Here is a 14,436-nt window from a genome sequence, read left to right as displayed (position 1 = left end):
ATGACGAATGAACTGACCAGCAAGTTGACGGGTATGCTCGCGACCGTCTATCCGGGCCAAGACTCCGAGCGTCTTGCCGCCCAGTTGCTCGATGTGATGGGCCTGGCCCCAGATACGGTGTCGCCGCCGGCCCATCGTAATAACTGGGATGAATCGGACGTACTGCTCATTACCTACGCCGATTCTATTTGCCGTGATGGTGAAAAACCGCTGGTGTCGCTGCATCAGTTTTTGATGCATCAGCTCCAGGACACAGTGACGGGTGTTCACATCCTGCCGTTTTTTCCGTTCAGTTCAGACGACGGGTTCTCGGTCATGGATTATCTCTCGGTCAATGAATCCCACGGCAGTTGGGAGGACATTCGGCGTATTGCGGGTGACTTCAAGCTGATGTCTGACCTGGTGATCAATCACATGTCGGCTCGCAGCCGGTGGTTTGAAAACTATAAGAAACGGATAGACCCCGGGCGGGACTATTTTTTTGAGGCCAGCCCACAAGACGACCTGAGTGCGGTGGTTCGGCCACGAACCTCCCCATTGTTGACGCCGGTTCAGACCGAGGGCGGTGAACGATTTGTCTGGTGTACCTTCAGTGAAGACCAGGTGGATTTGAACTTTGCCAACCCACAAGTGTTGGTGGAGTTCGTTAATATCATCCGTTATTACCTGGAGCAGGGTGTGAAGCTCTTCCGGCTGGATGCGGTCGCGTTCCTGTGGAAGGAGATTGGAACCCGTTGTATCCACCTGCAGCAGACCCACGAACTCATAAAAATACTGCGCGTACTGATAGAACATCACACGCCGGACGCCGTTATTATCACTGAAACCAATGTGCCCAACCGGGAGAATCTGACCTATCTGGGCAACGCCAATGAAGCCCATGTGATTTACAATTTTTCACTGCCGCCGTTGCTGATCAATACATTGGTTACAGGCAGTTGCCGCCATCTGAAAACCTGGCTAATGAGTATGCCGCCGGCCCAGATGGGCACCACCTACCTCAATTTTATTGCCTCACATGATGGCGTGGGTTTACGTCCGACCGATGGCTTGCTGGCAGAGGATGAAAAACAGCAGTTGGTGGACACCATGACGCTGTTTGGCGGCAAGGTGTCCTACCGCCGACTGCCGGAAGGCGGCGAACAACCCTATGAGATGAATATCAGCTTATTTGACGCGCTCAAGGGTACTGCGGACGGAGGGCCGGATCAGTGGCAAGTTGCCCGTTTTGTCTGTGCTCATGCGGTGATGTTGGCGCTGGAGGGCATTCCGGCTATTTATGTGCACAGCCTGTTTGGTACGGAGAATGACAATGCAAAGGTGGAGCACACGGGCCGTTTGCGCTCCATCAATCGCAGCCAATGGAACATTGACACCCTGGAATCTGAATTGACTAACCCGGTGGGGCATCACAGTCAGGTGTTCTGTAAGCTTAAGCGACTGATTAGTATCCGTAAGCGTCAAAGTGCTTTCCATCCCAATGCCACGCAGTTCACGCTGCACCTGGGTCTGAAGCTGTTCGGGTTTTGGCGCCAGAGCGTGAGGCGCGATCAATCCATTTTTTGCATATACAACATCACCAGCACCCCACAGGAAATTGCCTTGAGTGACATCAACTTGATAGGGACCGACCAGTGGCAAGACTTAATCTCGGGCCAGGTGATAGAGGACTTGTCCGGTACGCTGACGTTAAGCCCTTACCAGTCAGTGTGGCTGTCGAATCGATAAACCGGCGGATACGGGCAGGATGTTTGGCATTGAGTGACACCGAAACATGAGCCGTCGACCACGAGTCTTAATATTGTCGGCCTATGACGCCGGAAGTCATCGACGTTGGCGTGAGCAGTTGGTGGCCAGTCAGCCGGATTTCGAGTGGCAGACGTTGACGTTACCACCCCGGTTTTTCCGTTGGCGCATTCGAGGCAATGCATTGAGCTGGCTCAATGAGCCGCAGCTGCAGGAACCATGGGATCTGCTGGTGGTGACCTCCATGGTCGATCTGGCGTCATTGAAAAGTTTTCAGCCTCAGCTCAGTGCCACCCCCGTGCTGCTCTATATGCACGAAAATCAGTTTGCCTACCCGGATTCCGGTGATCAGCACGGCAGTATCGACCCCCAAATGGTGAATCTCTACAGTGCGGTTGTTGCCGACCGGGTGGTGTTTAACAGTGAGTGGAACCGACAGAGCTTTTTAGCCGGCGGCACGGCGCTGCTGGCAAAAATGCCGGACGCGGTGCCTGGCGGGTTGATGGCCTCTCTTGCCGAAAAATCGGTGGTATTGCCGGTACCGATCGATGACCGCCTCTATGTCCGGCGGGGGCAAGCGCTCAACTTCAAGACACCACACCTGCTGTGGAACCATCGCTGGGAATACGATAAGTCACCGGACCGGCTCTACCTACTGCTGAATGGCTTGCGGGAGGCAGGACAGGCTTTCCGGCTGAGTGTCGTCGGCGAGCAGTTCCGCAATCAGCCCCGCGAGTTTCAAACCATACAAGCGGCCTTCAAAGACGAGCTGGTCCACTGGGGGTTTTTATCAACCCGGTCGGAGTATGACCAATTGTTGCAATCCGCCGACGTGGTCATTTCCACTGCCGTGCATGACTTCCAGGGGCTGTCGATGATCGAGGCTATGGCGTCTGGGTGTCTTGCACTGGCACCGGACCGACTGGCCTACCCGGAGTATGTTCCGGAGAATCAGCGCTATCGGAGCTTTAAAGACCACCCGGAAGCGGAGGCTGGTGCCGCTGTCGATACGCTGATCCGGCTGATGGCGCAGCGAGCGACTACGTCGCCTCCCGATTTATGGCGATTGTCGCGATTGCGGGAAGAGTACCAGGGGGTGCTGATGGGCTTGCTGTCGCGCCATCAGCAGACAGGGGGCACCGAGTAGGATTGCAGTGCCCCTGATTCGCACGTGTGCATTGGGGTAGGCAGAGCAGCGGATGGTCGTTGCTCATTGCAAACGGCTGAGTGCAAGACAGCTCGAACGCCAGGGCGCGAAAGGCGTTAGACGCTCCCTAGTACTTTTGGGTAATGCATTGGCGGGTATTTACGAGTCCATAGTGTGTGTTGTGACGGTAGACAGAGAGTGTGGCCGGCACATTCGTCAGGCGCCAGGGGCTAATAATATAGTTAGAGGTCAAATTAAATTAACGGGGAATTTGGTGGTCCAGGATTGTAACAATGTGTAACTTTGCCGGGCCGTTCAGGTAATTTAACGCACTGATTTGGGATTGAAAATGCGAAGTTGCACGGCTCGAAACGCATAAAACCAAAGTGCCGGAGATCGATTAGTTTAGTTTCGACCCGTTAAATCAATGTAGAGGGCTTAGTTTAAAAGGCTTTTTTGACGTGCGTCAATAGGCTCTGGAAGGTGCCTGTTTTCACCAAAGCAGCCTTGAAATTCGAGTGTTGTGTAACCGGAAAGTGAACGCAAAGGCATAATTTACCAGTCCATTTTCTTGTCATGTTTAGAATGTTTTGCCATTCTTATATTGCTCTAAGAGATTCTGAACACCTTCGGCTTCGAGCTAAATGAAAAACGACGTGGCCGAGACTCTGGACCAACCGAAACAAGCCTAGGCCAAAATCAAGGCTTACGGCACAAGGAGGCTAGCACAATGTTCAATCGCAAAACGCTAAAGCACCTGGTGGGTGTATCCTGCTTCACACTGGCAGCATTTGGTGCCGCAAGCGTGGCGAACGCCGACAACTGGCGTTATGCTCACGAAGAGTATGAGGGGGATGTTCAGGATGTGTTCGCCTACAAGTTTAAAGAATACATCGAAGACAACTCTGACCACACACTGCAAATCTATCGGTTTGGCGAGCTCGGCGAATCTGACGATATCATGGAGCAGACGCAAGCCGGCATTCTGCAATTCGTCAACCAGTCCCCGGGCTTTACCGGTTCGCTGATCCCCGAAGCTCAAATTTTCTTCATTCCTTATCTCATGCCGACCGACATGGACACGGTGATTGAATTTTTCCGTGAGAGTAAGGCCATCAATGAAGACTTTCCCAAACTCTATGCCAATCAGGGCCTCGAACTTCTGCAGATGTATCCGGAAGGCGAAATGGTCGTCACGGTGGATGAGCCGGTCACATCGCCTGCTGATTTCCAGGGCAAGAAAATCCGCACCATGACCAACCCCTTGCTGGCGTCCACCTATGAAGCGTTTGGCGCAACACCCACGCCATTGCCCTGGGGCGAGGTATACGGTGCGCTGCAGACCAACATGATTCAAGGTCAGGAAAACCCGATCTTCTGGATTGAATCCGGCGGTCTTTATGAAGTGTCACCGAACCTGGTCTTCACCAAGCATGGTTGGTTCACTACGGCGGCCATGGCAAACCAGAAGTTCTATAACGGTCTGCCTGAAAACGATCAGAAACTGATTCAGGACGCTGCGGACTACGCGTTTGAAGAAATCATCCAGCACATTGATGGCTTGGCCGAAGAAGCACTCGCCAAGATCCAGAAAGCGAGTGACAAAGTGACCGTCACACGTCTTAACGATGAGCAGATTGAAGCCTTCAAGGCACGTGCGCCAAAGGTTGAGGAAACCTTCATTGAAATGACCGGTGAAAGTGGTCGTGAGCTGCTCAATCAGTTCAAGGCTGACCTTGAAGCGGTAGAGAAGTGAGTTGGTAGGCGGCCTGATTGGCTGCGAATGCGGCGGTGACTGTTGCGCACCGCCGCATTTTTCCGCATGGCAGGATCATTGAAGTGCTCGGTTGAGTGTGCCGGCACAGTGTGTTCGAAACACACCGGGTCGGTATCGGTGGTCTCGGCTCATGTTGTAGGCGTTGATTGAAGGGAAGGTCGTATTATGTCTGACGAAGAAGACAGCGAAAACTACGAGTCTGGTCTACCTGGGATTCTTGGCACTATCGACGTCGTTATCAGTAAAGTCGAAGCCGTTATTCTGGCTGTTGGCGTGCTCTTGATGGCCATCAATACCTGCGTCAATGTCATTGCCCGGTTTGTGTTTGGCCAAGGATTCTTCTTCTCCGGAGAAGTGAATCGCATACTGATTATCATGATCACCTTCGCAGGCATCGGCTACGCGGCCCGCCATGGCAGGCATATTCGAATGTCCGCCATTTACGATGCCTTGCCCGTGATCGGGCGTAAAATTCTGATGGTGATCATTTCGCTTTTCACCAGCGCGACGATGTTTTTCGTGTGCTACTTCTCGGTTATCTACATCACGGATGTATTTTCAACCGGCCGAATTTTGCCCGCCCTGGGCGTACCGATCTGGTTTATCTACATATGGGTTCCAATCGGCCTGGCAATTACGGGTATTCAATATTTTCTAACGGCTATTAAGAATATGACGTCCAAAGATATTTATTTGTCGACGGGTGTGGTTGACGGTTACGCCGATACGGAATCTGAGGTGTAACTTCGGGGACCTTATTTCAGAAGCCTCGTAAGCTCCAGACATTTTATTGAAGGAAGGATTCATGGCTACGACCTTGATGTTAATAATGATCGGGCTGTTGTTACTGGGGTTCCCGATGATGGTGCCGTTGATTACGGCGGCCCTGGTTGGCTTCTACATGATGTTCAATGGCATGGGGCAAATGGACACGTTTGTCCAGCAAATGATGGGTGGCATCCGCCCGGCATCCCTGATTGCTGTGCCAATGTTTATCCTTGCCGCCGACATCATGACCCGAGGGCAGTCCGCCAATCGATTGATTGCGATGGTCATGGCGTTTATTGGGCACATCAAAGGTGGATTGGCGGTCAGCACAGCGACGTCCTGTACGCTGTTTGGGGCGGTGTCTGGGTCTACCCAGGCAACGGTTGTGGCGGTGGGTTCCCCGTTACGTCCCAAAATGCTGAAAGCGGGCTATTCGGACTCGTTCACACTGGCCCTCATTATTAATGCCAGCGATATCGCGTTTTTGATCCCCCCAAGTATTGGCATGATTATCTACGGGGTTATCTCCCAGACCTCCATTGCCGAACTATTTATCGCCGGCATCGGGCCGGGACTTTTGATTCTCTTCATGTTTTCGGTTTATTGCCTGATCTACGCACACAAAAACGATGTGCCTACTGAAGAAAAGTCGTCCTGGGGTGAGCGCTTCAAGTCCACCCGTGAAGCCCTGTGGCCTTTATTCTTCCCGGTCATCATTGTAGGCGGTATCTACGGGGGTATTTTCAGCCCCACTGAAGCAGCGGCCGTCTGTGTGCTTTATGCGTTTTTCCTGGAATTCCTGGTATTTCGTTCGCTGAACATGCCGGATGTTTACCGGATCGCAAAATCTACGGGCCTGATTACTGCGGTAGTGTTCATACTGGTGGCCGTAGGTAATGGCTTTTCCTGGATCATTTCTTTTGCCCAGATTCCCCAGGCCATTCTGGAAACTGTTGGTGTAAACGATGCCGGTCCGGTTGGTGTTTTGATCGCAATCTCAATCTCGTTTTTTGTCGCCTGCATGTTTGTTGACCCGATCGTCGTGATTCTCGTGCTCACCCCGATTTTTGCACCGGCCATAGCCTCCACAGGATTGGACCCGGTCCACGTTGGTATCCTCATTACACTTCAGGTGGCCATTGGTTCCGCGACACCGCCATTCGGTTGCGATATTTTCACCGCCATCGCAATATTCAAACGTCCGTACTGGGAAGTCATTCGAGGCACACCGCCTTTCATTTTCATTCTTGTACTTGCAGCAGCACTGCTTATTGCGTTTCCGCAGATTTCGCTGTTCCTGAGGGATTTGGCGTTCCGTTGAGTGGGCGCCATTCTGGACAAAGGAGTGGGTGATGTTTAAGAAAATATTGGTGGCTGTGGACGGGTCGCAAGCGGCTGTAAAAGCACTCGATACTGCCATTGAGTTACAGAAATTTCTCGACGCGGAGCTTTATCTTATCTGCGTGTTTAAACATCACAGCCTGGGAGAGGCATCGCTGTCGATGATTCGCACCAGCCACCCACAGATACCGGACGAGGCTTTGAAAGAACACGCCACGGAAGTGGTGGAGTTCGCAAAATCTTACGCCCAAGAGCATGGGGCGACGAAAATCCGCGGCTTTGTGAAAGGCGGGCGGCCTTCGAAAACCATAGTTAAGTTTGCCAAGGACAAGGCAATCGATTTGATTGTAATGGGCTCATGCGGTGCGGATAGCGATAAAGACGGCATGATCCTGGGTAGTGTTTCACACCGCGTTGCGAGTATGACCAAATGCCCGACGTTGTTGGTGTAAGGCGCAGTCGGATTCCGGCACTGTATCTTGTGGGAGTCCTGCTAACGGCTAGCCTGACCATGTGCAACGACTCTGTTCCGGCCGCCTTCCTTGGCACTGTATAGGGCTTCGTCGGCTTGCTGTAACCATTGCATGTAATTTTCCGGACCATCCGTCAGCGTTGATATGCCAATGCTCACCGTATATTGGATATCAGCCACGGAGGTTTTGACAATACTGGTCTCTATATTGGCTCGTATACGCTCGCAGATGGTTTTGGCGCCGTCTGTATCGGTCTCCGGTAATATAATTCCAAATTCTTCGCCGCCGTATCGTCCCGCCTGATCAGATTGGCGTAGGCTTCCCAGTGTCACCTTGGCGGTGTGCTTAATCACTTCGTCGCCGGCCAGGTGACCATAGGTGTCGTTCACTTTTTTGAAATGATCAATATCAAACATTACGATCGAGGTGTCTTGGCCATAACGTCGATAGCGCTCGAATTCGGCATCAATCAGGTTTTCCCAGGTGCCGCGATTCAACATGCCGGTCAACCGATCAGTCATGCTCAACCGCTCTAGTTGTTCATTCGCTTTCTGCAACGCAATGCGGCCAGTGGCAACGTCTGTCACGTCATAAATCATCAGACAGATTTTTTGTACATCGCCGTCGGACCCCGAGAGTGGGCTGATTGTCAGATTCTGGAACATAAACTCTTCGGTGCCGGTTATGGGCCGGGTATTACGGAATCGGAACAGGTATGGGCGCTGTTCCCACGACGTAAAGGTGCGAGTGTTTAACAACGCCACCGACTCTATTTTTCGGGACAGCCAGTGTTTCGGCAAATCAGGGACTGCGTCAAAAAGTACCTTGTCCCGAATCCGAGAAGCCGAAATGCCACTGTGGTTCTCCATGAAGCCATTCCAAACCTGAACACGATAATCCAGATCCAAAACCACCAGGCCGACTTCAACGGATTCAAGCATATCGACCAGCCAGTGAAAGGCATGGACTTCGTTCTCATTGATGGCCATGGCTTACTCCGCGAGGTAGTAGAGGTTTTTTTCAAGGAAAGGGATGGAGTCTTCGGTTAATAGTACGAGCAGGTCACAGGCAATCTCGTGATCCTCAATCTGGTAATTGATTTCAATTGAAAGTAATCGCTCGCTGCGATTGCTGTGATGTTCCAGCAGCTGATTCACCTGCTGGTGCTGGCCGAGAACCGTCGGATGGCCCAGGCCCAGCTTCAGGTCCATTTGATCGCCCAGGCCTTTCAGAAAGGCACCGAACAGAATGCTCGACATGTCCATCAATACCTCGACTTCGAGGGAGTCGTTGTGGGCCTCTTCATAACGCAGTAGTCGAGCCATGTCGGTAAAATTCGAGTCCGAAAAAAGCAACAGCGCTTCGCCAGCGACGCCCGCTCCGGTAAAACCCTGGCACACGACCGAGCATTGGTCGTCATTGCTTGCGGCAGCCAGTGCCATGCTGAGTTCGGAGCGTTCAATCATCGCGACGCGCGGTACCGGAAGCTTAATAAAAACATTCAGCAGACGTGCCAACAGGTCTGCGGCTCGGCCCATGGCAATGTTGGCAATTTCTTGCAAAAAGTCGTTGAGGTCGATAACGCTGTCTGGGGCGGCTTTTTGATTCGAATGCGGGAGGGTGGAACTGGCGTCTTCTCCGGGTCGGTAAAGTCCATAATCTTGGAGCAGGTTAACAATGACCTCAGGACTGGTGGGCTTTTTGATAAAATCGATCGCGCCCATTTTCTTAACCCGTTCCCGTGCCTGAGGCTGTATATCACCCGATACCACCACCGTTAACACTGGCAAATCGTCTTTGTTGATCGCTTCGAGAACACCGTAACCATCCAGATCTGGCATATTCAGATCCAGAAACAGGATATCACCAAGGCCGGCCTTGAGCTTCTCAAGGGCGTCGAGGCCATGTTCGGCAAAATTGATTTCCGTATCCCAGTCTTTTGGCAATGCCCTGGTCATTTGCTTTCTGGCCATTCCGGAGTCGTCACAAATCAGTATGCGCGTGGTCATTCGGTCGGTGGCTCTTTTGATGCTTCGGAAGTGGGTCATTCATGGGGTAGAAGTTAGGCAAACCGGTCAGTTCTTGTGGCGGTAAGTGTAGCAGCCACCCAATTGGTTCGCTTAATCCTGTTGGCTAAAAGCGACCAGGTGGGAGCGCGTTACCGCCGTGCCAACTGGCTGAAAACCAATGGAAACTGCGAACTCCCTCAAAAAATTCACTTAATACCGGGTTGTCGTGGCCCGATGTGACCAGTATCACGCTATTGGCTCGGCCGCCTTGGTTATAGTGTCAGCGTGACAATAGGCAGGTTCAACAACAATTCGCTGCCAGCGACTGATGCAGTCAACACATTTTTCAGAGACACATCAACATATGACCAGGGAAGCGTTTAAACACGCCGCTCCTGCACTGCTCTGCCTGTTTTCGGCGGTCCATGCCCACGCAGAGCTGACGCCTATTTCTGACAAAGAAATGGGCGAAGTGCAGGGACAGGCAATGATCGCCGTCGACAGGACAATCGGCACCAGTGAGCAATTCACTCGGGTCACTCTGGGAATGGATGCAGAGATTCAGACCAATATCGATAGCCTGGCGCTTGGTGAAACCGTCAATGGAACCGATCTGGCGGTCGATCATCTGTCGCTTGGCCACATTTCTTCCAACGCCGCTCAGGTGCAATTGGACGGCCAAACCTATGCTGTGGGCGATATTGTGCCATTTGTGGGAGCGGATCCGTACTTTGAGTTGGCCGAACAAAACGGTGAGGTTGTTGGCTTTCGATTTGGTTTGAACAAGGCGCGCGGGACCCTTTCAGGAGATATTGGTAGCTTTAGCGGTAACATTGGCCTGCAGATTGATGATGGCAGTGGTGTGGGGCAGGCGGCGACCTTGTTTGACGCGGCAGGTTCAGGCACGTCTTATCAAGCCACTCATATTGGTTTGGTGGGGGCCGACTGCGCCACGGCGGGTGGACAATGTGCGCCGTTAAGCAACCTTCAAACCCTCGATGTTGGTGTTGATAATGGTGACGGGACTGTCGGCTTTGCGGAGGACTTCTTCCTGTCGTTCCAAAAACAGGCCGTTGAGTGGACCGATGTCGATGGTGCTGGCGCCGTGGCAGCCAATCCTGGTGTCTTCTTCAACGTTCCTACCAGTATGACGTTGGACCTCCAAACCCTGCAAAATGGCATTCCCAGAGCCAGAACCGAGTATATCGATCGGGGCATGGGGTTGTTCTGAATCAATCAGCAACTCTGCTAGACTGCCCCAAAGCTTGTTTTAAACACTGGGGCGGGAGCCGAAGACCTTGATTCGCAGTTTTTATTGGCACGATTACGAAACCTTCGGCGTGGATCCTATGCACGACCGGCCGTCACAGTTTGCGGGTGTCAGGACAGACGCTGACCTCAACATCATTGAAGAGCCTTTGGTTATCTACTGCCGTCCCAGTGATGACTACCTGCCGGCTCCGGAAGCCTGCCTGATTACCGGAATAACCCCTCAAAAAGCCATGGAGCACGGTTACCCCGAGGCCGAATTCATTGCCCAGATCAATGAGGCTTTCAGTCAGCCAGGTACCTGTGTGGTGGGTTACAACAGCCTTCGATTCGATGATGAGGTCACCCGGTATACGCTGTATCGAAACCTCCGCGACCCTTATGCCCGCGAATGGCAGAACGGGAATTCCCGCTGGGATATTATCGATATGGTCCGGCTCACCTATGCTTTGAGACCGGACGGCATCGTTTGGCCAAAGAAAGAGGACGGCAGTCCGAGCTTTCGGTTGGAAGACTTAACGGCAGCGAATGGCATCAGTCATGAGAGTGCTCATGATGCGATGTCGGATGTCGAAGCAACGCTGGCCGTGGCGCGCCTGATTCGTGACAAACAGCCGAAGTTGTTCGAGTTTGTTCTGCAGAATAAAGACAAGCACTCAGCGCGTGCCCTGCTGGACACGAGCCATCACAAGCCGGTATTCCATGTCTCGTCCAAGTACCCGGCCAGCCGCGGTTGCTGCGCGTTGGTGACGCCGTTAGCCGACCATCCTACCAACAAGAACGCGGTGATCGTCTACGACCTCCGGGACGATCCCTCCGAATTAATCAACGCCAGTGTTGAACAGATTCAGCAGCGGGTTTTTACCGCTCAGGCGGATCTGCCCGATGGGGTTCAGCGGTTTTCACTCAAAGCCATTCACACCAATAAGTGCCCTGTGTTGGCACCGGCGACCATGTTGAAAACGCTGCCGGTTGAACGTTTGCATGAATTGGCACTGGATGGGGATCGGTTAAGGGCGAACCTGGCATTGATCAAGCAACACGGAGGGGACTTGCCGGCCCGAATCGCGGCGGCATTTGATCGTCCTCATGACAACGATTTGAGCGATCCCGATGAGCAGCTCTATTCTGGCGGCTTTATCTCCAAAGCGGATCGGTCGAAGCTTGATGACATTTTACGGTCACCCATTAACGAGTTGGGCAAACGGGAACTGAGTTTTGATGATGAGCGGCTGGCAGAGATGGTCTTTCGCTATCGGGCGCGAAACTATCCGGACACGCTGTCGTCGGAAGAACAAGAGCGCTGGGAGGCGTTTCGCCAACAGCGTTTAATGCAGCCACCCAAGGGGTGGCGCTCGATGGAGGCTTACTTTAAAACGCTCCAACAGTTGGCTTCGGATCCTCAGTTGAGTCCCGAAAAAATGCACCTCCTGGAAGAGTTGCACCTGTACGGCGAGTCCCTCATGCCTTACGTATAATCGGTTGTCGCTTACACACCAAGCCACCTACTCGGGTGATCACGACCCCAAGCCTTGGTTCGGCTTGGGGTTTCACAGTGACTACCGGCGGCGGAGGAAATAGACCGACAACGGCTGTCCCACCAGGCTTTGTACTTCACTGCCCAATGCCTCTGCCTGCAGCTGTTTCTGTACGGGCGCCAGCGCCAGTGTTTGACCATCGTTATCCTGGGCTTTAATGAGCTTCCAGTCCACCTCATTGCTCATTAATGTCAGGGCTTGCTGCAGTTGGCGAATGTCCTGAGTGCGGAACCAGCGGTCCCGGCAGCCGCCAAGACCGTAGAAGTCCGATGACGTAAGCAGTGTCTGCCATAACTCGTCTTGTTGGTTGTTGAGTGCCATGCGCCGCAGTCGGCGTAATGTGGTGCGAGTCGGTTGCAGGTTGTGTTGTTCAATCAAATGGCGGATTTGGGCATCGCCCGGAGTTTGTTCCGCGACCGCCGTGTGCATGTGAACCACGGAGCCATTGTCGGTCGCCGAGTTGATCAGGGCGGCCACTGAAACGCTCGTCATATGTGTCGACGGCAGGCGCCCAATGTCGATCCATTGGACGCGATGGCCATCCGCGACAAATTGCTGTGCCACCGACCAGGGCCAGAACACGATATTGTCCAGGCCCAGATCGTCCGCTCGCCGGGTCGCTTTGGCGATGTTGGCGAGTGATTCGTCGATGGCGATCACTTCCACATCGTCCAGATAGTGGGCCAGTTCCAGTGCGCGCTGACCTGACTCCGCGCCACAAATCATCAGCCGCAGTGTGGCCGGCAAGGCATCGGTATTCAGTTTAAGTGAGCTGGCCATCAGCGTTTTCAGGCTGCTCTCGGTCCGGTGCGCCAACTGCGTCCAGCTCGGCCAGGCTTGCGGGATATCGACTTTGTCGAGAGCCAGCTCGTTGGCCTTTTCGGGGAAGCATTGTTTGACGGCCTCTTCGGTGGCGCGGTCATAGTAGCTTGAGGCCATCAGTGACTGCAGGCCGGCTGGCCAGTCCACCAGTCCCCACTGGCCGAGCTGGACGGCAAACGACTGATGAAACAAAGCATCGTACTGTGCGCTGACGATCAACGATCCCACCAGCGCGTCCATCGGTTCCGCCATGGCAAACTGGGCGGTGAGGCTTTCATTAATGGCACTGACAAGCGCCTCCTCGTCTTCCGTCGTCAGCAAGGCGTAACCGGTACGGTCCGCATAACGGGCAATCGCCATCGCCAATGGCTGGAGGTCGTCTCGCAGTTCCGCCGTGAGGGCAATTTCGGTCAGTATGGACTGGCGTATCAGTGTCACCAGCTCTTCAACCGCGGCATCCGGCATCAGGGTTTTCTGAAGTGCAAGGATCAAAAGCTCATCGTGACACGCCACCTCCAGGAGCACCTGGGACTGTGGGTTATCCAGATCGTATTGCTGCCGTAAAATGGCGGCCACAAAACCACTCATTTGCTGGTGAGGGAGGTTGTCTCGTCGGAGCAGCATGATGGCATCTTCAGCCAGCTTCCGGTCGGCCTTGGTCACCGCCAGGTTTTCGGCGCAAGCGAGCATGCCGCTGTAGACGGAAGGCCATTCAAACTCCATTTCCAGCAGCTTGCGATAATGCAGGTAGGCGACGTCGAACTGACCCTGGCGGCGCTTTGCGTGCGCAATACCGCAGAAAGCGGCGGCGGATTGCCGGTCCAGGGCCAGTGCCTCCAGGAAATAATGTTCTGCCAGGGCTGGGCGCTCTGACGCAAGGGCCCAGTAACCCAGGTTGGCGAACTGCTGGGACTGAGCCGGATCTTGTTCGAGGCTTTTGTTGAACAGCCGTTGAGCCTGATCGAGGTCACCATCATCCATGGCGATTCTGCCCATCAGGCCCAGAGCGTTGGCGTCCCCGGGGGCCAGCGCCAGCACTTCCGTCAACAATCCGCGGCATTCGAGGCGTGACGCCAACCGCTCACTGTGCCGCAGGTTAGCGGCATTGGATGCCCGGTAGGCTTCGTTAGCCTGAATTAACAAGCGGGCTGTTTTGGCCTTGCCGGAATCGTGAGCCTGATTGTGCTGATGTGCGTGCATTGAACACCTCGTTATTGTCGAGCCGCAGGGATCGGACGGGCGGCAAGAGTCTGCAGTTTTTGACATATTGGCAGTTGTTTGAAGGGACACTGCGAAAGGTGTGCCAGCTTGTCTATCTAGGTCTGTGATAGGCTCAACCTCAGGCACCTGACGGCGCCCCCGAAGCTGAAGCATCGGCTACATTTGGCGAGTCAGGGGAGTCACGTAGCAGACGCTTCAGCTTCTGAGCACCCCGAATGGGGTGCCAATGTGTGCGGGCGACCTCAGGCACCTGACGGTGCCCCCGAAGCTAAAGCATCGGCTACATTTGGCGAGTCAGGGGAGTCACGTAGCAGACGCTTCAGCT

At 53.7% G+C, this 14,436-nt stretch carries 11 protein-coding genes; 8 read left to right on the top strand and 3 right to left on the bottom strand.

All coding sequences use genetic code 11. The features are described from left to right. From GRX64_RS05420 to GRX64_RS05395, 6 genes are all read left to right on the top strand, one after another. On the top strand, positions 1-1,728 hold the full coding sequence (locus GRX64_RS05420) for an alpha-amylase family glycosyl hydrolase (protein ID WP_166264442.1): 1,728 nt from the start codon (positions 1-3) through the stop codon (positions 1,726-1,728). Between the two features lie 46 nt (positions 1,729-1,774). Continuing rightward, positions 1,775-2,893 (top strand): tRNA-queuosine alpha-mannosyltransferase domain-containing protein, encoded by a 1,119-nt coding sequence (locus GRX64_RS05415; RefSeq protein ID WP_166264440.1) that lies wholly within the window; start codon positions 1,775-1,777, stop codon positions 2,891-2,893. Between the two features lie 730 nt (positions 2,894-3,623). Beyond that, positions 3,624-4,649, top strand: a complete 1,026-nt coding sequence (locus GRX64_RS05410; protein ID WP_166264438.1) for a TRAP transporter substrate-binding protein — start codon at positions 3,624-3,626, stop codon at positions 4,647-4,649. Positions 4,650-4,835: 186 nt separating this feature from the next. After that, positions 4,836-5,414, top strand: a complete 579-nt coding sequence (locus GRX64_RS05405) for a TRAP transporter small permease (protein ID WP_166264436.1) — start codon at positions 4,836-4,838, stop codon at positions 5,412-5,414. Positions 5,415-5,475: 61 nt separating this feature from the next. After that, positions 5,476-6,759 (top strand): TRAP transporter large permease, encoded by a 1,284-nt coding sequence (locus GRX64_RS05400; protein WP_166264434.1) that lies wholly within the window; start codon positions 5,476-5,478, stop codon positions 6,757-6,759. A 31-nt stretch (positions 6,760-6,790) separates the two neighbouring features. Then, on the top strand, positions 6,791-7,231 hold the full coding sequence (locus GRX64_RS05395; RefSeq protein ID WP_166264739.1) for a universal stress protein: 441 nt from the start codon (positions 6,791-6,793) through the stop codon (positions 7,229-7,231). Positions 7,232-7,272: 41 nt separating this feature from the next. Here the strand turns inward: GRX64_RS05395 and GRX64_RS05390 are convergent, their stop codons facing one another. Both GRX64_RS05390 and GRX64_RS05385 read right to left on the bottom strand, forming a co-directional pair. Continuing rightward, a complete protein-coding gene (locus GRX64_RS05390) occupies positions 7,273-8,241 on the bottom strand; it encodes a GGDEF domain-containing protein (RefSeq protein WP_166264432.1) in 969 nt (322 codons plus the stop codon). Positions 8,242-8,244: 3 nt separating this feature from the next. After that, positions 8,245-9,261: a response regulator gene (locus tag GRX64_RS05385; RefSeq protein WP_166264430.1), complete on the bottom strand. Its 1,017-nt coding sequence runs from the start codon at positions 9,259-9,261 to the stop codon at positions 8,245-8,247. Positions 9,262-9,625: 364 nt separating this feature from the next. On the opposite strand from GRX64_RS05385, the gene GRX64_RS05380 reads away from it, so the two are divergent. Continuing rightward, complete coding sequence (locus tag GRX64_RS05380) at positions 9,626-10,492, top strand: hypothetical protein (protein ID WP_166264428.1); 867 nt, start codon at positions 9,626-9,628, stop codon at positions 10,490-10,492. Between the two features lie 67 nt (positions 10,493-10,559). Then, complete coding sequence (gene sbcB / locus GRX64_RS05375) at positions 10,560-12,008, top strand: exodeoxyribonuclease I (protein ID WP_166264426.1); 1,449 nt, start codon at positions 10,560-10,562, stop codon at positions 12,006-12,008. A gap of 81 nt (positions 12,009-12,089) precedes the next feature. Here sbcB and GRX64_RS05370 read toward each other — a convergent pair whose 3' ends face one another. Next, on the bottom strand, positions 12,090-14,090 hold the full coding sequence (locus tag GRX64_RS05370) for a tetratricopeptide repeat protein (RefSeq protein WP_166264424.1): 2,001 nt from the start codon (positions 14,088-14,090) through the stop codon (positions 12,090-12,092). Positions 14,091-14,436: the final 346 nt, after the last annotated feature.

The sequence above is a fragment of the Marinobacter caseinilyticus genome (assembly GCF_011074955.1).
In the GTDB taxonomy this organism is placed as follows: Bacteria; Pseudomonadota; Gammaproteobacteria; order Pseudomonadales; family Oleiphilaceae; genus Marinobacter; species Marinobacter caseinilyticus.
This window is presented reverse-complemented; position numbering and strand designations above follow the sequence as displayed.

Bases quoted from the DNA above. Each gene is read 5' to 3' on its own strand.
- GRX64_RS05410 (WP_166264438.1), top strand. From the start codon at position 3,624: ATGTTCAATCGCAAAACGCTAAAGCACCTGGTGGGTGTATCCTGCTTC.
- GRX64_RS05405 (WP_166264436.1), top strand. From the start codon at position 4,836: ATGTCTGACGAAGAAGACAGCGAAAACTACGAGTCTGGTCTACCTGGG.
- GRX64_RS05420 (WP_166264442.1), top strand. From the start codon at position 1: ATGACGAATGAACTGACCAGCAAGTTGACGGGTATGCTCGCGACCGTC.
- GRX64_RS05400 (WP_166264434.1), top strand. From the start codon at position 5,476: ATGGCTACGACCTTGATGTTAATAATGATCGGGCTGTTGTTACTGGGG.
- GRX64_RS05370 (WP_166264424.1), bottom strand. From the start codon at position 14,090: ATGCACGCACATCAGCACAATCAGGCTCACGATTCCGGCAAGGCCAAA.
- GRX64_RS05380 (WP_166264428.1), top strand. From the start codon at position 9,626: ATGACCAGGGAAGCGTTTAAACACGCCGCTCCTGCACTGCTCTGCCTG.
- GRX64_RS05385 (WP_166264430.1), bottom strand. From the start codon at position 9,261: ATGACCACGCGCATACTGATTTGTGACGACTCCGGAATGGCCAGAAAG.
- GRX64_RS05415 (WP_166264440.1), top strand. From the start codon at position 1,775: ATGAGCCGTCGACCACGAGTCTTAATATTGTCGGCCTATGACGCCGGA.
- GRX64_RS05390 (WP_166264432.1), bottom strand. From the start codon at position 8,241: ATGGCCATCAATGAGAACGAAGTCCATGCCTTTCACTGGCTGGTCGAT.
- GRX64_RS05395 (WP_166264739.1), top strand. From the start codon at position 6,791: ATGTTTAAGAAAATATTGGTGGCTGTGGACGGGTCGCAAGCGGCTGTA.